17 protein-coding genes are annotated in these 19406 nt (G+C 72.0%); 6 read left to right on the forward strand and 11 right to left on the reverse strand.

Going from position 1 to position 19406, the window contains the following annotated elements:
* Positions 1-85 precede the first annotated feature (85 nt).
* From ABZ818_RS18485 to ABZ818_RS18520, 8 genes are all read right to left on the reverse strand, one after another.
* Entirely contained in the window at positions 86-949 is an 864-nt protein-coding gene (locus tag ABZ818_RS18485) for a siderophore-interacting protein (protein WP_361415493.1), read from the reverse strand.
* 70 nt (positions 950-1019) lie between these two features.
* Positions 1020-2069 (reverse strand): ABC transporter substrate-binding protein, encoded by a 1050-nt coding sequence (locus ABZ818_RS18490; protein ID WP_361415495.1) that lies wholly within the window; start codon positions 2067-2069, stop codon positions 1020-1022.
* 171 nt (positions 2070-2240) lie between these two features.
* The gene (locus ABZ818_RS18495) at positions 2241-2393 is read right to left on the reverse strand and encodes a hypothetical protein (RefSeq protein ID WP_361415497.1); all 153 of its coding nucleotides are present in this window, start codon (positions 2391-2393) and stop codon (positions 2241-2243) included.
* A gap of 16 nt (positions 2394-2409) precedes the next feature.
* Complete coding sequence (locus tag ABZ818_RS18500; protein ID WP_361415499.1) at positions 2410-2748, reverse strand: hypothetical protein; 339 nt, start codon at positions 2746-2748, stop codon at positions 2410-2412.
* A 205-nt stretch (positions 2749-2953) separates the two neighbouring features.
* Positions 2954-4114, reverse strand: coding sequence for an acyl-CoA dehydrogenase family protein (locus tag ABZ818_RS18505; RefSeq protein ID WP_361415501.1), 1161 nt, complete (start codon positions 4112-4114; stop codon positions 2954-2956).
* A gap of 6 nt (positions 4115-4120) precedes the next feature.
* Positions 4121-5089, reverse strand: a complete 969-nt coding sequence (locus ABZ818_RS18510) for a hydroxymethylglutaryl-CoA lyase (protein ID WP_361415503.1) — start codon at positions 5087-5089, stop codon at positions 4121-4123.
* Positions 5086-7104, reverse strand: a complete 2019-nt coding sequence (locus ABZ818_RS18515; protein ID WP_361415577.1) for a biotin carboxylase N-terminal domain-containing protein — start codon at positions 7102-7104, stop codon at positions 5086-5088. Before ABZ818_RS18515 ends, ABZ818_RS18510 begins: the two co-directional genes overlap by 4 nt.
* 17 nt (positions 7105-7121) lie before the next feature.
* Positions 7122-8738: a carboxyl transferase domain-containing protein gene (locus tag ABZ818_RS18520; protein WP_361415505.1), complete on the reverse strand. Its 1617-nt coding sequence runs from the start codon at positions 8736-8738 to the stop codon at positions 7122-7124.
* Positions 8739-8845: 107 nt separating this feature from the next.
* Between ABZ818_RS18520 and ABZ818_RS18525 the strand changes: the two genes are divergently transcribed.
* The 3 genes from ABZ818_RS18525 to ABZ818_RS18535 all read left to right on the forward strand — a co-directional run bounded on the left by ABZ818_RS18525 (position 8846) and on the right by ABZ818_RS18535 (position 11861).
* Complete coding sequence (locus tag ABZ818_RS18525; RefSeq protein ID WP_361415507.1) at positions 8846-9454, forward strand: TetR/AcrR family transcriptional regulator; 609 nt, start codon at positions 8846-8848, stop codon at positions 9452-9454.
* 321 nt (positions 9455-9775) lie between these two features.
* Complete coding sequence (locus ABZ818_RS18530) at positions 9776-10933, forward strand: acyl-CoA dehydrogenase family protein (protein ID WP_361415509.1); 1158 nt, start codon at positions 9776-9778, stop codon at positions 10931-10933.
* 13 nt (positions 10934-10946) lie between these two features.
* Complete coding sequence (locus ABZ818_RS18535) at positions 10947-11861, forward strand: acyl-CoA thioesterase II (protein WP_361415511.1); 915 nt, start codon at positions 10947-10949, stop codon at positions 11859-11861.
* Positions 11862-12068: 207 nt separating this feature from the next.
* On the opposite strand, the gene ABZ818_RS18540 is transcribed toward ABZ818_RS18535, so the two are convergent.
* Both ABZ818_RS18540 and ABZ818_RS18545 read right to left on the reverse strand, forming a co-directional pair.
* Positions 12069-12857: a phosphatase gene (locus ABZ818_RS18540; protein ID WP_361415513.1), complete on the reverse strand. Its 789-nt coding sequence runs from the start codon at positions 12855-12857 to the stop codon at positions 12069-12071.
* Positions 12858-12919: 62 nt separating this feature from the next.
* Complete coding sequence (locus ABZ818_RS18545; protein WP_361415515.1) at positions 12920-14524, reverse strand: PucR family transcriptional regulator ligand-binding domain-containing protein; 1605 nt, start codon at positions 14522-14524, stop codon at positions 12920-12922.
* 192 nt (positions 14525-14716) lie between these two features.
* Between ABZ818_RS18545 and ABZ818_RS18550 the strand changes: the two genes are divergently transcribed.
* Genes ABZ818_RS18550 through ABZ818_RS18560 form a run of 3 tightly spaced genes read left to right on the forward strand, consistent with a single transcriptional unit; the run spans position 14717 to position 18896 of the window.
* Positions 14717-16177, forward strand: a complete 1461-nt coding sequence (locus ABZ818_RS18550; RefSeq protein WP_361415517.1) for a sodium:solute symporter — start codon at positions 14717-14719, stop codon at positions 16175-16177.
* A 56-nt stretch (positions 16178-16233) separates the two neighbouring features.
* On the forward strand, positions 16234-17205 hold the full coding sequence (gene speB / locus ABZ818_RS18555; protein WP_361415519.1) for an agmatinase: 972 nt from the start codon (positions 16234-16236) through the stop codon (positions 17203-17205).
* Between the two features lie 5 nt (positions 17206-17210).
* Entirely contained in the window at positions 17211-18896 is a 1686-nt protein-coding gene (locus tag ABZ818_RS18560) for a thiamine pyrophosphate-binding protein (RefSeq protein ID WP_361415521.1), read from the forward strand.
* 28 nt (positions 18897-18924) lie between these two features.
* Here the strand turns inward: ABZ818_RS18560 and ABZ818_RS18565 are convergent, their stop codons facing one another.
* Complete coding sequence (locus tag ABZ818_RS18565; RefSeq protein ID WP_361415523.1) at positions 18925-19326, reverse strand: peptidoglycan-binding protein; 402 nt, start codon at positions 19324-19326, stop codon at positions 18925-18927.
* Positions 19327-19406: the final 80 nt, after the last annotated feature.

Genomic DNA, 19406 nt, shown 5'->3' on the forward strand with positions numbered 1-19406 from the left:
GGAAGCGGCACCGTTCGCGCGATCAACTTAGGTTAGCCTAACCTGAGTCGATCTCAAGGGGGCGCCACCCGCGCCGTGACCGGTGTCACTCCTGTGCGCGCAACTGCTCCTCGCTCAGGCCGTGCCGCCAGTAGCCCACGAAGGTGACGCGGCGCCGGTCGGTCCCGCGCTCGCCGGCGAAGTGCCGGCGCAGCGCTCGGACACACCCGGACTCACCCGCGAGCCAGACGTACGGCCGTGCGTCGTCCGGGAGTTGGGCGTCGCGCAGGGCGTCGAGCGCCATCGGGGACCCCTCCGGGCGGCCCGGCTCGCGCACCAGCCAGGTGACCTCGGCGTCGGCGTCGGTCACCACGTCCTGGATGTCGCCCGCGTGCCCCACCTCCAGCCAGGCGCGTACCCGCGTGCCGGCCGGCAGGGATTCCAGGATCGCGGTCGCCGCGGGCACGGCGGTCTCGTCGCCCCACATCACCACCAGATCGGTGTCCTCGGGTGGGCGGAAGCGGATCGCCCGGTTGTCCGCGACCGCCGGACCGAGCAGCAGGACGCGGTCGCCCGGCGTGGCGCGGGCGGCCCAGCGGGAGGCGGGACCGGCGGGCACCGCGGCGCCGGGCTCCATGCCGTGCAGGGCGAAGTCGATGTCGATCTCGTCGGGCTCGCCGGGGCCGCGGCGCAGGGACCGCAGGGTGTACGAACGCATCACCGCCCGTACGTCGTCGGGGAGTTCGCGCCAGCCCTGCCACCAACGGTCGCCGAGTTCGAGCGGCACCACCGGCTCGGACTGGCCCGGGTGCGGCAGGAACAGGGAGAGGGACTGGTCGCGTCCGCCGGAGTGGAACGCGTGCAGGTCGGGCCCGGCGAAGGTGACCCGGACGAGAGACGGGCCGAGCCGCCTCGTCCGTACGACCTGGAGGGAGAAGAAACGGAACGGGGCGGCCACGGCCGTCGTCATGGGTGCTCCTGAGTCATCGTCAGGGTGCTCGTATGTGGGGGGTGGTGCGTGCGCGGGGGCGCGGGCCGGGTCAGGCGACCTTCTTCGCCGTCTCGATGGCCTTGGCGAGGTCCTCGAGCAGCGGGGCGCACTTGTCGTAGGACAGGATCGGCTCGGGATTGCGGGCGATGACCTGCCGCGCCTTGACCGCGGGGAGCTTCTTCCAGGTGCCCTGGGTGATGTCGGCGGGCTGGATGGCCGAGGTGCGGTTGTCCATCATGATGATGTCCGCCGCGTACTTGTTGGCGTTTTCCCAGCTCAGGGACTCGTACCAGCCGCCGCCCTGCTTCTTGGCGCTCTCCGGGGGCTCGACGAAGTTCACGCCGAGGGCCTTGAAGTACTCCAGGTCGATGGAGAGGTTGGTGCCGGAGACGTAGAACAGGTCCTGGCTCGCGGAGCCCGCCAGCACCTTGATGTCCGGCTTCGCCCGGGCAGCGGCGCGCAGCCTGGCGGCCGCGTCCTCGAACCGCTTCCTGGCCTGCTTCACCTTGTCTCCGCTGACATCGGCGCCGAGCGACTTGGCCAGCGCGAGCATGCGCTCCAGCGGCTCCGTCAGCTGCCGGTCGTAGACGGAGACCCCGACGGCGGCGGCGCCGACGGCGAGGATCTTCTTCTTCGACTCCTCCGGGACGTACCAGAGGGTGCCCGCGTCGTCGAACATGGTGGAGACGAGCAGGTCGGGGGCGAGGGACGCGTACTTCTCGATGTTGAACTGGCCCCACTCGTTGCCGAGCACCGTCACCTTGCTGACGTCCATGTCGCCGGCCTGCACATCGGCCTTGCCGTCCTTGGTCGTCGTCGGGCCGAAGACGCCCTCGACCCGGACGCCGTAGTCGTGCAGCGCGGCGGCGACCCCGACGAAGGCGACGATGCGCGAGGGAGCCTTGTCGGCCTTCACGGTCTGCCCGCGGTCGTCCTTGAAGGACCAGGGGCCGGACGCGCCGGCGGCCGCCTTGCCGCCCGAGCCGCCGCTTTTCGCGTCACCGTCACCGCAGGCCGCGAGCACGGCACCGAGGCCGAGGGCGCCGCCCGCGGCGAGGATGCCGCGGCGGGAGAGATGAGTGGCACGGGCGTTGGGCATGGGTGTGACTGCTTTCGAACGGGGCGGAGCGCCCGCCGGACAAAATCGAAGCTAGGTTAGCCTAACCTTAGTAATTGTCCAACGGTCGTCCGCCCCGCGCGAAGGCATGGATGCGCGGCCGGGCCGATCGCCTCACGGGGCTCCGGGACGGCCGATCGGGGCGCCGCTGTCTCAGGCGGCGGCGCCCTGCTTGCGGGTCAACACCTCGGCAGCGCTGCGGTGTTGGCCGGACAGGACGACGACAGCCGCGCCGGCCCCCTTACCGGGCTCCGCCTCCCGGCCGCGGACTGTGATGTCCTGCGGTGCCGTGCGTGCTCTCGTCACGCCGTGCGGCATCCGTTCAGCCGATTCCGACTCCCACGAAGAAGGGGGCGAGGGTCGCCGTCATGCACACCAGCCAGTACGGGTAGGGCAGCGGGACGGTGAACAGCCTGCGCCGCAGCCAGATGTTGACCAGCGCCCAGATCCCCCCGAAGCCGCCCACCACGGGTACGACGATGACCAGCCAGAGCAGCATCCCGTCGTCCTCGTTCGGGTTCTGGCTGGTCAAGCCCAGCTCGGCCAGCGGGCCGTTGGACAGGACGTACCGGATCAGGAAGACCGGCACGATCGCCGGAATCCCGAGCAGCAGATTGACCGCCACGGGAACGAAGGACTTCCACGGCTGCGCGTTCTTCACGGGGCCTCCGGGCTCAGCTGGCGCGGCTGAGCTTGTTGCAGTCCTCCAGGGCGTTGTACAGCCGGCGTCGCGCCCTGAAGCGACGCCGTAGCCCGAGTTCTCGCCGATGGGGTCCGCATCACGCCACGGAAGCGCGCGTCCGTGCGTTACGGCTGCCGGACGGATCGGGGTCGGCGGGGCCCCGTCCGTCCGACAGCCGAGAAGATCAGCCGACCAGCCCCAACTCGCGTGCGATCAGCATGCGCTGCACCTCGCTCGTGCCCTCGCCGATCTCGAGGATCTTGGAGTCGCGCCACATACGGGCCACCGGATACTCGTTCATGAAGCCGTAGCCGCCGTGGACCTGGGTGGCGTCGCGGGCGTTGTCGACGGCGATCGTCGAGGAGTAGAGCTTGGCGAGCGCGGCCTCCTTCTTGAAGGGCTCGCCGGCCACCAGCCGGTAGGCGGCGTCGCGCCAGGCCAGGCGGGAGGTGTGGGCCTTCATCTCCATGTCGGCGATCTTGAACTGGATGGCCTGGTTGGAGCCGATGGGCTTGCCGAAGGCGTGGCGCTCCTTGGCGTACTTCACCGACTCGTCCACACAGCCCTGGGCCAGCCCGGTCGCCAGCGCCGCAATGGCGATCCGGCCCTCGTCGAGGATCCGCAGGAACTGTGCGTAGCCGCGGCCCAGTTCGCCCAGCAGGTTCGCCGCCGGCACCCGGACGTCGGCGAAGGACAGCTCACGGGTGTCGGAGGCGTTCCAGCCGACCTTCGAGTAGGCGGGCGCCACCGTGAAGCCGGGCGTGCCGGAGGGGACGATGATCGAGGAGATCTGCGGGCGCCCGTCGGGCTTGTGGCCGGTCACCGCGGTCACCGTCACCAACCCGGTGATGTCCGTGCCCGAGTTGGTGATGAAGCACTTGGTGCCGTTGATCACCCACTCGTCGGTGTCCGGGTCCAGCCGGGCCGTCGTACGCGTCGCGCCCGCGTCCGAACCGCCGTCGGGCTCGGTGAGGCCGAAGGCGCCCAGTATCTCGCCGGAACACAGCCGCGGCAGCCACTCGCGCTTCTGCTCCTCGGTGCCGAAGAGGTGGATCGGCATGGCGCCGAGCGAGACCCCGGCCTCCAGGGTGATGGCGACCGAGGAGTCCACCCGGGCCAGCTCCTCCAGCGCGATGCCCAGCGCCAGGTAGTCGCCGCCCATGCCGCCGTACTCCTCCGGGAACGGCAGCCCGAACAGACCCATACGGCCCATCTCCCGGACGATCTCGTACGGGAACTCGTGCCGCTCGTAGAGGTCGCCGATCTTCGGGGCGACGACGTCGTGGGCGAACTGCTCCACCGTACGGCGGAGTTCCTCCAGCTCGGGGGAGAGACGGTGGTTCATCGTCGATCACTGCTCCTTGTGGGAGAGGGCACGGAGGGTGCGGGAAGGGCTGGGGCAGCCCAGATGGTCGGCCATCCATGCGCTGGTGGCGGTCAGGCGGCCGAGGTCGACTCCGGTCTCGATGCCGAGACCCCGCAGCATCCACACGAGGTCCTCGGTGGCGAGGTTGCCGGTGGCGGACTTGGCGTACGGGCAGCCGCCGAGGCCGCCCGCGGAGGCGTCGACGGTCGTGACGCCGTGCTGGAGAGCGGCCAGGGTGTTGGCGAGGGCCTGGCCGTAGGTGTCGTGGAAGTGCACGCCGAGCGCGGAGGTCGGCACGTGCTGCTCGTTGAGCGTGGCCAGCAGCTCCAGGACGTGCCCCGGGGTGGCGACGCCGATCGTGTCCCCGAGGCTCAGCTCGTCGCAGCCCATGTCCAGCAGCGCCCTGCACACGTGGGCGACCTGGTGGAGCGGGACGGCGCCCTCCCAGGGGTCGCCGAAGCACATGGAGACATAGCCGCGGACATGGGCGCCCTTCTCCTTCGCGCGGGCCACGACGGGCTCGAAGGCCGCGAGCGACTCCTCCACCGTGCGGTTGAGGTTGGCCTTGGCGAAGGACTCGGTGGCGCTGGCGAAGACGGCGACGCGGTCCGCTCCCAGGGCGAGCGCGCGCTCCAGCCCGCGCGCATTGGGCACGAGGACCGGCAGACGCACCCCCTTCAGATCCTTGACCTGCGGGAACAGCTCCTCCGCGTCCGCCAGTTGGGGAACCCACTTCGGGTGGACGAAGCTGGTGGCCTCCACGGTGGTCAGGCCCGCGTCGGCGAGGCGGCGGATGAACTCCGCCTTGACCTCGGTCGGCACGGTCGCCTTCTCGTTCTGCAGTCCGTCGCGCGGTCCGACCTCGTGGATCCTGATCCGCGCGGGCAGGTCGGGGGCCGGGACCACCATCGGGAGGCCGGTGTCCGAGGTGCTCAAGCCGTCCGAGGCGTTCATGCCGTCTCCTCCTCCACGGGGGCGATGACCGCCAGGACCTGGTCCATGGCGACCGTCGTGCCCGGTGTGACGTCCAGTTCGGTGACGGTGCCGGCGTGCGGCGCGGAGATGACGTGCTCCATCTTCATCGCCTCGACCACCAGCAGGCTCTGCCCCGCGGCCACCTCGTCGCCGACCGCGACCTTCACCACCGTGACCGTGCCCGGCATGGGGGCGGTGAGCGAGTCGGCGCCGGAGTGGGCCGCGCGGCTGAGGGAGGCGGCCACCGGGTCGTGGTCGCGCACGTGCCAGGCGTCGCCGTCGCGGGCCAGCCAGGTGCCGTCCGGCACGGCGGCGAAGGTGTGCACGATGCCGTCGAGCTGGAAGGTGAACCGGTCGTCGGTGCCGGCTCGCGGGGGCAGGCCCCCGGACCCCCGACGAGGTGTGCCGGACCCCTCCGTCAGCACGTCGGTTCCGCCGTCGGGCGTGCGGCGCACGTGCACGGCGACCGGCTCGTGTCCCGGCACTCGCAGATGGTGGACCGTCCAGGCCGGCTCGCCGCCCAGGCGCCAGCCGTCCGCGGCGGAGAATGGGTCCACCCAACCGGACGCGCCTGCGGGGCCGAGCGCCGCTTGACGCAGCAGCGCCGCGGCCTCGTACACCTCGGCCGGCACCTCCGTGGGGACCAGTTCGTCGACCACCCGCTCCACCAAGCCCGTGTCCAGATCGCCCGCCACGACCGCCGGGTGGGCCAGCAGCCGGCGCAGGAACCCGGCGTTGGTCTGCACGCCCAGCGTGACCGTCCCGGCGAGGGCCGCCCGCAGTTTCCTGAGCGCGGTGGCGCGGTCCGGGCCGTAGGCGATCACCTTGGACAGCATCGGGTCGTACAGGCTGCCGACCTCCGTGCCCTCGCTGAGCCCGGAGTCGGTGCGCACACCGTCTCCCTCCGGCTCGCGCAGCCCGAGCACCGTGCCGCCCGAGGGCAGGAACCCGCGTGCCGGGTCCTCCGCGCACAGGCGGGCCTCGATCGCGTGACCGGTCAGCCGGACGTCCTCCTGGGCGAACGCCAGCGGCTCGCCCGCCGCCACCCGCAGCTGCCACTCCACCAGGTCGAGACCCGTGATCAGCTCGGTGACCGGGTGCTCCACCTGGAGGCGGGTGTTCATCTCCATGAAGAAGTACGACGCCGGGTCCCCGCCGGGGACGATGAACTCCACCGTGCCCGCGCCCCGGTACCCGCAGGAGCGGGCCGCCTGGGCCGCGGCCTCGCCCATCGCGGCCCGGGTCTCCTCGTCGAGGAGCACGCTCGGCGCCTCCTCGACGATCTTCTGGTGGCGGCGCTGGAGGGAGCACTCGCGCTCGCCGAGGTGCACCACGTTGCCGTGGCCGTCGGCCAGGACCTGGATCTCGATGTGCCGGGGGCGGTCGACCCAGCGCTCGACCAGCAGGGTGTCGTCGCCGAAGGAGGCGCGGGCCTCACGGCGGGCGGCGGCGATCTCCTCGTCGATCAGGCCGGTGTCCCGCACCAGCCGCATGCCCTTGCCGCCGCCGCCGGCGGACGGCTTCAGCAGCACCGGCATGCCGATCCCGCGGGCGGCCTCGGCAAGCTGGGCGTCGGTGAGCCCGGAGCCGCTGGAACCGGGGACCACCGGCACCCCGGCGGCCTTCACCGTCTCCTTGGCGCGGATCTTGTCGCCCATGAGGGAGATCGCGTCCGCCGAAGGGCCGATGAAGACCAGCCCGGCCTCCTCGCAGGCGCGCGCGAACCCGGCGTTCTCCGCCAGGAAGCCGTACCCCGGGTGGACGGCCTGCGCGCCGGTACGGGCGGCGGCCTCCAGGATCCGCTCGACGGACAGATAGCTCTCGGCCGCGGGCGCCGGGCCGATCCGGACCGCCGTGTCGGCCTCCCGGACATGCCGGGCGCCGGCGTCGGCGTCGGAGAAGACGGCCACCGAGCGCACGCCGAGCGCGCGCAGCGTTCGGATGACCCGGACGGCGATCTCGCCCCGATTGGCCACCAGAACCGTTTCGAACATCGTCACGAGGTCCCCCCTCACATCCGGAAGACGCCGAACTGGGGGTCACCCAGCGGGGCGTTGGCGCACGCGGTCAGAGCCAGGCCCAGCACCTGGCGGGTCTCCAGCGGGTCGATCACGCCGTCGTCCCAGAGGCGGGCGGTGGCGTAGTAGGCGTTGCCCTGGTGCTCGTACTGGGCGCGGATGGGGGCCTTGAAGGACTCCTCGTCCTGCGCCGGCCACTCCTCGCCGCGGGCTTCGAGCTGGTCCCGCTTGACGGTGGCGAGCACGGAGGCGGCCTGCTCGCCGCCCATGACGGAGATCTTGGCGTTCGGCCACATCCACAGGAAGCGGGGCGAGTAGGCCCGGCCGCACATGGAGTAGTTGCCCGCGCCGTACGAACCGCCGACCACGACGGTCAGCTTGGGCACGCGGGTGCAGGCGACCGCGGTGACCATCTTGGCGCCGTGCTTGGCGATGCCGCCCGCCTCGTAGTCCTTGCCCACCATGAAGCCCGAGATGTTCTGGAGGAACAGCAGCGGGATTCCGCGCTGGTCGCACAGCTCGATGAAGTGGGCGCCCTTCTGGGCGGACTCGGAGAACAGGATGCCGTTGTTGGCGACGATCCCGACCGGGTGGCCGTGGATCCGGGCGAAGCCGGTGACGAGGGTCTGCCCGAACTCGGCCTTGAACTCGGCGAAGCGGGAGCCGTCGACCACGCGCGCGATGATCTCGCGGACGTCGTAGGGGGTGCGGGGGTCGGCGGGCACCGCGCCGTACAGCCCGTGGGGGTCGATCTTGGGCTCGACCGTCTCGGTGACCTCCCAGGGCAGGGTGCCGCGCGCGGGGAGGGTCGCCACGATGTTCCGCACGATGCGCAGGGCGTGGGCGTCGTCCTCGGCGAGGTGGTCGGTGACACCGGAGATCCGGGAGTGCACCTCGCCGCCGCCGAGCTCCTCGGCGGTCACGACCTCGCCGGTGGCCGCCTTCACCAGCGGCGGACCGCCCAGGAAGATCGTGCCCTGGTTGCGGACGATCACGGCCTCGTCGCTCATCGCCGGGACGTAGGCCCCGCCGGCCGTGCAGGAGCCGAGGACGGCGGCGATCTGCGGGATCCCCGCGCCCGACATCCGGGCCTGGTTGTAGAAGATCCGCCCGAAGTGCTCCCGGTCGGGGAAGACCTCGTCCTGCATGGGCAGGAAGGCGCCGCCGGAGTCGACCAGGTACAGGCAGGGCAGGCGGTTCTCCAGGGCCACCTCCTGGGCCCGCAGGTGCTTCTTCACTGTCATCGGGTAGTAGGTCCCGCCCTTGACGGTGGCGTCGTTGGCGACGATCACGCACTCGCGGCCGCTGACCCGTCCGATGCCGGCGATGACCCCGGCGGCCGGGGCCTGGCCCTCGTACATCCCGTCGGCGGCCAGCGGTGCCAGCTCCAGGAAGGGCGACCCGGCGTCGAGGAGGGTGTCCACGCGGTCGCGCGGCAGCAGCTTCCCACGCGCGGTGTGCCGGGCGCGCGCCCTCTCGCCGCCGCCGAGCCGTGCGGCGGCGAGCTTGCCGCGCAGCTCCTCGGCGAGCTCGCGGTGTGCCTGTTCGTTGGCTTGCCAGGCCTCCGACGCGGGATCGGCCGCGCTCGTCAGCTCCGGTGCCTCGTGCATCCTTGCGGTCCCCTCACCCGGTGGTCGGTGCGCCCGACTGTTAATGAGCGTTAACCCGTTTCCCTTCAGGTTAACGAGCGCTAACCTCCCTGTCTAGAATTACTTCCATGGCCACCCGAACCGATGCCCCCACCCGCCGCGAGCAGATCCTCAAGGAAGCCGCGAGGCTCTTCGCCGAACGCGGCTTCCACGGTGTCGGCGTCGACGAGATAGGCGCCGCCGTGGGCATCAGCGGGCCGGGTCTGTACCGGCACTTCGCGGGCAAGGACGCGATGCTCGCCGAGCTGCTGGTCGGCATCAGCGGTCAGCTCCTGACGGGGGCGAAGCGGCGTCTGGCCGAGGCCGACGGGGTGGCCGGGCCGGAGGCGGTGCTCGACTCCCTCATCGAGGGGCACATCGACTTCGCGCTCGACGACCGTCCCCTCATCACCTTGCACGACCGGGAGCTGGACCGCCTGCGGGACAGCGACCGCAAGCTGGTGCGCCAGCTTCAGCGGCAGTACGTCGAGCTGTGGGTGGAGGTGGTCCGCCAGGTCCATCCGGATCTCGGCGAGCCGGCCGCGCGGTCGGCCGTGCACTCGGTGTTCGGGCTGCTGAACTCCACGCCGCATCTGGGGCGGGCCGGGTCTCTGCCGGGGCGCGGGGCCACGGCGGAGTTGCTGCATCGGATGGCTCGGGGGGCGTTCGCGTCGGCGCCTTCGCCTGCGGCGGGCTGAGCGGTTTGTGGGTGCGGCCCGGCTTGTGATGGGGCTGTGCCCCATGCCCCACGGGGGTGTGTGGTGTTTGGTTCGCCCCCGCCGTCCCTGCCCGTCCCGTCCCGGGTGGCTTCGCCCCCGGACCCCCGTGGTTGCCTGCGGGTTCGTGGGGGCTGGGCGCGCAGTTCCCCGCGCCCCTGGGTCAGGGGGCTGCGCCCCCGGCCCCTCCGGGCCGCCGCTTCCGTGACCTGTGTTACCCGGGCTGCTCTTTACGGCGTTGTGTACTCGCCGGTACGTTGGTGTGAGCAAGCGCTTAGACAGTCCGTGTGTGGAGGTGGCGGCGTGCGCCGTACGGTGTTCAGTGAGGATCACGAGGCGTTCCGGGAGACCCTCCGCGCCTTCGTCGAGGCCGAGGTCGTACCGGTCTACGACGAGTGGTGCGCCGCCGGCCAGGTCCCGCGCGAGTTCTACTACCGGCTCGCCGAGCTCGGCCTGTTCGGCATCAACGTCCCCGAGGAGTACGGCGGCGCCGGACTCCAGACGCACCGGTTCGAGGCCGTCCAGTACGAGGAGACCGCCCGCGCGGGCGTCACCTTCGGCGGCTCCGGCGTCCACGTCCTGCTCGCGCTGCCCTACCTCAAGATGCTCGCCACCGACGAGCAGAAGAAGCGCTATCTGCCCAAGTTCGTCTCCGGCGAGGAGATGTGGGCCATCGCTATGACCGAGCCCGGCACCGGCTCCGACCTCGCGGGCATGAAGACCACCGCCCGGCTGAGCGAGGACGGCACGCACTACGTCCTCAACGGCGCCAAGACCTTCATCACCGGCGGCGTCCACGCCGAGAAGGTCATCGTCTGCGCCCGCACCGCCGCCCCGACGGCCGAGGACCGCCGCCACGGCATCTCCCTGTTCGCCGTGGACACCCGGTCCGAGGGCTACTCGGTGGGCCGCAAGCTCGACAAGCTGGGCCTGAAGGCCTCCGACACCGCCGAGCTGGCGTTCGTCGACGTCAAGGTGCCGGTCGAGGACCTGCTCGGCGAGGAGAACAAGGGCTTCTCCTACCTCGGTGCCAACCTGCCCTCCGAGCGGTGGGGCATCGCCTTCGGCGCCTACGCGCAGGCCGGCGCCGCCGTCCGGTTCGCCAAGCAGTACGTGCAGGAGCGCACCGTCTTCGGCAAGCCGGTCGCCCACTTCCAGAACACCAAGTTCGAGCTGGCCGCCTGCCAGGCCGAGGTGGACGCGGCGCAGGCCGTCGCCGACCGCGCGCTGGACGCCCTCGACGCCGGCGAGCTCACCCCCGCCGAGGCCGCCTCCGCCAAGCTGTTCTGCACCGAGGTCGCCCACCGCGTCATCGACCGCTGCCTCCAACTGCACGGCGGCTACGGCTACATGAACGAGTACCCCATCGCCCGCCTGTACGCGGACAACCGCGTCAACCGCATCTACGGCGGCACCAGCGAGATCATGAAGTCGATCATCGCCAAGGACATGGGCCTGTAGGGCAGGCCGGCGTATGAACCCAGCACTTCGGTCCCTGCTCGATCTGCTCGACCTGGAGCGGATCGAGCGGGACATCTTCCGCGGCCAGTCCCGCTACGCGGTCGTCCCGCGTGTCTTCGGCGGGCAGGTCGCGGCGCAGGCGCTGGTCGCCGCCGGGCGCACGGTCCCCGGGGACCGGCACGCGCACTCGCTGCACGCGTACTTCCTGCGCCCCGGCGACCCGGGCGCGCCCATCGTCTACACCGTGGACCGCATCCGCGACGGCCGCTCCTTCACCACCCGCCGGGTCGTCGCGGTCCAGCACGGGCAGCCCGTCTTCCACCTCTCGGCGTCCTTCCAGACGTACGAGGAGGGGCTGGAGCACCAGGCGCCCATGCCGCCCGCCCCGGACCCGGAGACCCTGCCCACCTCGCAGGAGCGAATGCGCGGCTACGGTCATCTCCCGCGCCAGGTCGTGGAGCGGTTCCTGGAGGCCCGCGAGGCCGTCGACCTGCGCTACGCCGACGAGCCGCCGTACGGCAGGTTCGGCGAGCCGCGCGAGCCGCACTCCCAGGTGTGGTTCCGGGCCAACGGCAAGCTCGACGGCGACATCGACGAACCGCTCCTGCACGTCGTCCTCGCCACCTACGTCTCCGACATGACGCTGCTGGACTCCGTGCTGCTCGCGCACGGCCGCGGCGGCTGGGCGGTCGGCGACGTGGTCGGGGCCTCGCTGGACCACGCGATGTGGTTCCACCGGCCGTTCCGGGCCGACGAGTGGCTGCTGTACGACCAGGAGTCCCCCTCCGCGCACGGCGGTCGCGGCCTCGGCCAGGCCCGCATCTACAGGCAGGACGGCCGGCTGGCGATCTCGGTGATCCAGGAGGGCGTGGTCCGCGTGCCCCGGTCCGAGGACGCCCCGCCGGCCCGATCCGAACGAGAGGCCTAGTGCTGCGACCGGAAAGGTTCACCGGCTCGTGACGCCCGGCACGGCACTCCCCCAGCCTTCGGCCGGGGGTACTCCCACGCCGCGTGGTCGCATCACCCCGAGTACATCCAGTACGCGGGCGATGCTCCCCCACTGCCTGAACGGCGTGGGAGGTACCCCCAGCACCGGACGTCGCGAGCTTCCCGGCAAACCTTTCCGGTCACAGCACTAGCCCAGGCCCGCCCGGTCCAGCAGGTACGCCGTCATCGGGTCGTAGTAGCGGGGGCTGACCACGTGGTCGTCGAGCGGCACGGTCACCTGGACGGTCCCCTCGGCCTCGGCGACGAACAGGGCCGGGTCGTTGCAGTCGGCGTAGCCGACCGAGTCCACGCCGTGCTGACCGGCGTATCCCGCCCAACCGTGGTCGGCGACGACCAGGTCGGGCAGCGGGCGGCCCTCGCGCTCCAGGCCGGTGAGGATGGCCCGCATCGGCTCACCGGAGTGGGTGTGCCACAGCGTGGCGCCGTGTTCCAGGACGGCCACGTCCGCGAACTGCATGACGTACCCCTCGTCCGTCTGGAGTCCGTCCGGGATCACCACGATCTCGCAGCCGGCGGCGCGCAGGGCGGCGGCGGTGGCGCGGTGCACGTCGAGCAGGCCGCCGGGGTGACCGGTGGCGAACAGCACGCGCTGACCGCTGTCGGCCGCCTTGCGCAGCCGGCCGGCCATCCGCTCCAGGGCGTCGACGGTCAGTTCGGGGTCGATGGTGTCCTGGCCGTGGCGGTGCTCCGGGTCGTCGTTGACGCCGACGCGCTCCGCCATCACCGCCAGCACGTCCTGCTCGTCGCTCCAGCGGTCGCCGAGCTCCAGACCGAGCCAGAAGTTGCGGTCGCCGTTCGCGAGCTTGCGGTAGTGGGAGAGGTTGTTCTCGCGAGGGGTGGCGACGTCCCCGGCGATACGGGTCCTCACGAGGTGGTCGACGAGCTCGGCGCGGCTGGGTGTCCCGGATATCGGCATGGCTCCCATTGTGGTGCAGCGCACTGCCCGCGTCGCCGGTGTTCCGGCCGCTGGGACGCGGGTCACGCCCGCCGCAGGGCGAACCACAGCTCCATGCGGACGTCGGGGTCGTCCAGGTCGGTGCCGAGGAGGGCGGCGCAGCGGGCGATGCGCTGGCGGACGGTGTTGCGGTGCACCGACAGGGCGACCGCGGTGCGGTCCCAACTGCCGTGCAGGGACAGCCAGGTGCGCAGCGTCTCGACGAGCGCGGGAGCCGCGCCGAGCGGCGTGAGCAGCGCCTGGGCGTGGGCGTCGGCCTCGTCCCGCGGGAGCAGGTCGGTCAGGCCGGGGCGGGTGCCGTGGCCGACCAGGGCGGTGCGGGTGGCGCGGGCGCGGGCCAGGGCGCGGGCCGCCTGGGAGTCGGCCGTCGCCCACTCGCCGGGGCTTACGGCGGTGCTCACCCCGAGGGCCCAGCCCGGCTGGGGGCCCGGCTCCCGCTCGGCGGGCAGGAGGACCCGTACGACCCCGTCGGCGAGGTCGACCAGGGCGGAGCCCAGGGCGGCGCCGAGCGCGGCGGCGGCCACGGCGTCGGCCGCCTGGGTCTCCGGCCGCGCGTGCACGACGACCCACCGCCCGGTCCCGAGCAGCGGCGCCACCTCCTCGGGCGCCGCGCCCAGCAGCACCCGCACCAGCGCCGAGGAGCGGGCCGCCCCCGTACCGCTGCGGTGCTCGCCGGTGAGCAGCGAGAGCAGCACGGCGGCCACCGACGCGATGGTGTGGTCCCCGGGCTCACGGCGCGGCGAGCACACCCCGAGCACGAAGCCCTGCCCGGTCCCGAGGGCGTAGGCGGCGAGATGGCTGCCGGCCACGGTGTCGGTGGCGGAGGAGGGCGCGGGCCGGCCGGCGGGGGCGGCTGCCGGGGCGGGACGGCCGGTCGGGCGCGGAGCCGGGGCCGTGGGCGTCCGGACGGGCGTGCCCGGTGGGGTCGGGGGCGCCGTGGTCGCCGGGGCCGGGCGGACCACGTCCGTCAGATGGGCGAGCGCCTGGCGGGCCGCGTCGTGTGGGGCGCGGCCCGCCGAGGCGATCTCCGCGCCGTCGGGGCCGTACAGGGCCGCCCAGCCGGTCAGGCGCTGGGCCAGCTGGCGCAGGACGGAGGGGACGGGGTCGGGGCGGGAGGCGGCGGCCGCGAGCCTCTGCTGCGCCTCCGTGACACGGCGCAGTTCGGCCAGCCGGGCCTGCGCCATCAGCTGCCAGACGGCGCGGGCGACGCCGGAGAAGGTGGTCTGCGGCGGGACCTCGAGCAGCGGCAGGCCGTGGGCCTCGCAGGCCGCCACCAGGGTGCGCGGCACCGCGTCGTGCACCGGCGCCAGACCGAAGCCGATGGCCGCGCCGCCCGCCGCCACCACCCGGGAGACGTAGGTGTCGAAGTACGGGCCGGTGGCGTCCGCCGGGGTGACGTGCACGCCGGCCGTCAGCAGCAGCTCGCCGCCCAGCAGGTACGGGTAGGGGTCGGCCATCTCCGAGGTGTGCGCCCAGTGGATCACGGTGTCCCGGTCGGCCGGGCCGGCGATCAGGCGCAGCGCGAGGTCCTCCCGGGCCAGCAGCGCGGACAGCGGGATCGGTGGGGTCGGTGGGACCGCCGGGGCCAGTGACACAGATGCGTCCGGCATGATGTGCATTCCCTCCATACCGCCGCGACTCGAATGGATGAAAAGTACACTTCGCAGTCGCTTTTCGGCCACCTAGTGTCTAGGGGACCGGCAGCCACGGGTACGGGCGATGTCCCCGCGAGCCCTTGCCGACGTCCACCCCACATATCTGCACGAACCCAAACATCTGCACGACACCGCCACCCGGATGTGCGCGAAGGAGGGCCCCACATGGCCGTCGACTACACAGTGATCGTCGTCTATCTCGCCGGCATGCTGGCCATGGGCTGGTGGGGCATGCGCCGTGCCAAGTCCAAGAGCGAGTTCCTGGTCGCGGGCCGCCGTCTGGGTCCAGCGATGTACTCCGGCACCATGGCGGCGATCGTCCTCGGCGGCGCGTCCACCATCGGCGGCGTCGGCCTCGGCTACAAGTACGGCCTCTCCGGCGCCTGGATGGTCTTCACCATCGGCCTCGGGATCCTCGCCCTCTCGATCTTCTTCTCCGCCCGTATCGCCCGCCTGAAGGTCTACACCGTCTCCGAGATGCTCGACCTGCGCTACGGCGGCCGGTCCGGCGTCATCTCGGGCGTGGTGATGTGGGCGTACACCCTGATGCTGGCGGTGACCTCCACCATCGCGTACGCCACGATCTTCGACGTCCTGTTCGACCTGAACCGCACCGTCGCGATCATCCTCGGCGGCACGATCGTCGTCGCCTACTCGACCCTCGGCGGCATGTGGTCCATCACGCTGACCGACATGGTGCAGTTCGTGGTCAAGACCATCGGCGTGCTGCTCCTGCTGCTGCCCATCGCCGTCGTCAAGGCGGGCGGCTTCAGCGAGATGAAGGCCAAGCTGCCGACCTCGTACTTCGACCCGCTGGGCATCGGCGGCGAGACGATCTTCACCTACGTGCTGATCTACACCTTCGGCATGCTCATCGGCCAGGACATCTGGCAGCGCGTGTTCACCGCCCGCAGCGACACCACGGCCAAGTGGGGCGGCACCGTCGCCGGCACCTACTGCCTGGTCTACGCGATCGCCGGCGCGGTCATCGGCACCGCCGCCAAGGTGCTCTACCCCAATCTCGGCAGCGCCGACGACGCCTTCGCCACCATCGTCAAGGACGACCTGCCCATCGGTGTCCGCGGCCTGGTGCTCGCCGCCGCCCTGGCCGCGGTGATGTCCACCTCCTCCGGCGCGCTGATCGCCTGTGCCACCGTCGCGAACAACGACATCTGGTCCCGGCTGCGCGGCGCGGTCCGCCGCGACGGGGAAGAGCACGACGAGGTCAAGGGCAACCGCGCCTTCATCCTGATCATGGGCGTCGGCGTGATCTGCACCGCCATCGCGCTCAACAACGTCGTCGAGGCGCTGACCGTCGCCTACAACCTGCTCGTCGGCGGGCTGCTCGTGCCGATCCTCGGCGGGCTGCTGTGGAAGCGCGGCACCGTGCAGGGCGCCCTCGCCTCCGTGGTCGTCGGCGGCGCCGCGGTCATCGGCCTCATGGCGGCCTTCGGCATCCTCGCCAACGAGCCCGTCTACTACGGCCTGCTGTCCTCCCTGGCCGCCTACGTCGTCGTCTCCCTGGCGACGAAGCCGACCGACGAGGCCGTCCTCGCCGCCTGGCGCGAGCGGCTCGCCGGGCGTACCCCAGAACTCGCGTCCGAACCGGCCCCCGCGCATCAGTAGAGTCGATCACGAGCCAGTACATGCGCGACGAAGCGTAAGAAAGAAGGCATTCCAGTATGAGCAGCACCGAGACGCCCCGCGGTCCCGTCGACTCCTCCCGCGTCCCGCGGTACGCCGGTCCCGCGACCTTCGCCCGGCTGCCCCGCCTCGACGAGGTGGGCACCACCGACGTCGCCGTCGTGGGCGTGCCGTTCGACTCCGGCGTCTCGTACCGGCCGGGCGCCCGCTTCGGCGGCAACGCCATCCGTGAGGCGTCCCGGCTGCTGCGCCCCTACAACCCGGCGCAGGACGCCTCCCCGTTCGCCCTCGCCCAGGTCGCGGACGGCGGCGACATCGCCGTGAACCCGTTCAACATCAACGAGGCCGTCGAGACCATCGAGGCCGCCGCCGACGAACTCCTCGGCACCGGCGCCCGGTTGATGACCCTCGGCGGCGACCACACCATCGCGCTGCCGCTGCTGCGGTCCGTCGCCAAGAAGCACGGCCCGGTCGCGCTGCTCCACTTCGACGCCCACCTCGACACCTGGGACACCTACTTCGGCGCCGAGTACACGCACGGCACCCCGTTCCGGCGGGCGGTGGAGGAGGGCATCCTCGACACCGAGGCGCTCTCCCACGTCGGCACCCGCGGCCCGCTGTACGGCAAGCAGGACCTCACCGACGACGAGAAGATGGGCTTCGGCATCGTCACCTCCGCCGACGTCTACCGCCGCGGCGCCGACGAGGTGGCCGACCAGCTGCGGCAGCGTATCGGCGACCGCCCGCTGTACATCTCCATCGACATCGACTGCCTCGACCCCGCGCACGCCCCCGGCACCGGCACCCCCGAGGCCGGCGGCATGACCTCCCGCGAACTGCTGGAGATCCTGCGCGGCCTGGCGTCCTGCAACCTGGTCTCCGCCGACGTCGTCGAGGTGGCCCCGGCGTACGACCACGCCGAGATCACCTCGGTGGCCGCCTCCCACACGGCGTACGAACTGACCACGATCATGACCCGCCAGATCGCGGCGGCCCGGAAGGACGCGTAAGCGACGTGACGCACGACCACGACCCGGTACTCCGCCCGACACCCGCGCAGACGGAGGCCGCCCTCAATCCTCCCCCCGGCCGAAACGGCGGAGACCTGGTCGTGGAGACCCTGGCCGGACTGGGCGCGACGACCGTCTTCGGCCTGCCCGGCCAGCACGCCCTCGGCATGTTCGACGCGCTGCGCCGCTCGGACCTCACGTACGTGGGCCTGCGGGTGGAGAACAACGCGGGCTTCGCCGCCGACGCGTACGGCCGGATCACCGGCGAGGCCGCACCGCTGCTGCTGTCGACCGGCCCGGGAGCGCTGACCTCGCTGGCCGCGCTCCAGGAGGCGGCGGCGGCCTCGGCCCCCGTCCTGGCCATCAGCAGCCAGATCCCTAGCGCGGGGCTCGGCGGCGGCCGCCACGGCTACCTGCACGAACTGCCCGATCAGGCCGCTTCCTTCCGCGGCGTGGTGAAGTCGGTCCACACGGTCCGTACCCAGTCCCAGATCCCCTCCGCCATCGCGGCCGCCTGGAAGTCGGCGCTCACGGTCCCGCACGGGCCCGTGTGGGTGGAGATCCCGCAGGACGTGCTGCTGGACGGGACGAGCCTGCCGGTGGTGACGGCGCTGGACGCGACCCCGGAGGAGCTGGTCCCGCGTCCCGAACTGACCGCGCTGGCGGCCGACCTGCTGTCGAAGGCCGCTCGCCCGGCGGTCATCGCGGGCGGGGGAGTGGTCCGCGCCGACGCTTCCGGCAAGCTGCTGGCGCTCGCGGAGCGGCTCGACGCCCCCGTCGTCACGACCTTCGGCGGCAAGGGAGCCTTCCCCTGGGAGCACCCGCTGTCCCTCCAGTCCTGGCTGGAGGACCGGCACACCACGGACTTCCTGGAGGACGCCGACGTCCTGCTGGTGGTGGGCTCGGGCCTCGGTGAACTCTCCTCCAACTACCACACGTTCAAGCCGCGCGGCCGGGTGATCCAGATCGAGGCCGACCTCGGCAAGCTGGAGTCCAACCACCCGGCGCTCGGCATCCACGCCGACGCCCGCCCGGCGCTCCAGGCCCTGCTGGAGACGGTGGACGAGCGCGCGGACGAGGGCGCCGCCGACCGTGTACGCGAGGTGCTCGGCAAGGTCCGCGACCGGATCGCCGCCCAGGAACTCACCCTGGAGCAGAACGTGCTGGAGTCCGTCCGTCGCGCCCTGCCCGCCGGCTCGCCGTCCTTCTGGGACATGACGATCCTGGCGTACTGGGCCTGGTCGGCCTTCGACGCGAAGTCCCCCAACACCATGCACTCGGCCCAGGGCGCCGGCGGCCTCGGCTACGGCTTCCCGGCGGCGCTGGGGGCGGCGGCCGCCGACCGCACCCGCCCGGTTCTGGCGGTGTCGGGCGACGGCGGCGCGCTGTACTCGATCGCGGAACTGGCCACCGCCCGCCAGTACGACCTCGACGTCACCTGGCTGATCGTCGACGACGGCGGCTACGGCATCCTCCGTGAGTACATGACCGACGCGTTCGGCCAGGCCACGGCGACGGAGCTCACCCGCCCCGACTACGTGGCCCTGGCCGAGTCCTTCGGGGTCCCGGGCGTCCGTACGACCCCCGAGAACCTGGAGACCGACCTGTCGAACGCCCTGGACCGACCGGGGCCCTCGGTGGTCGTCCTCCCGGCGGTGCTGCGGATGTTCGCGCCCACGCACCTGGCCTGAGAGGACGGCACACCCGCCCCCGGCGGGGCTACTTCAGGCGCAGCTCCTTCCACGTCTTCTTGCCGACGATGCCGTCGTACGGCTTGACGTGGTACTTCTTCTGGAACCAGATCACGGCGGCCTTGGTGTTCTTGCCGAAGTCGCCGTCGACCTTGAGCTTGGGCTTGTACGAGGTCGTCTGGTTGATCAGCGCCTGGACCTCCCGGACCGCGTTGCCCTTGCTGCCCTTGCGGACGGTGCCGCTGCCCTTGTAGTAGCCGCAGTAGTAGCCGAGGCTCTTCGTGTACGTGCACTTCTTCGCCGCGGCCGCGGTGGAGTGGGCGGTGACGCTCTCGGTCGCGTGGGCCGTGCCGGCGGTGGCCACGCCGCCCAGGAGGGCGAGCGTGGCGACACCGATCCCGAGGGACTTGTGCGTTGCGCCGATGGTCATGAGTGTTCCCCGTTTCCTTGGTTTCCTTGCTTGGGCCGGTTGTCGAGGCCGGGCGGGCACCGCGTCGGACGAACACGCCG

This window comes from Streptomyces sp. NPDC047453, from assembly GCF_040643155.1.
Taxonomy (GTDB): Bacteria; Actinomycetota; Actinomycetes; order Streptomycetales; family Streptomycetaceae; genus Streptomyces.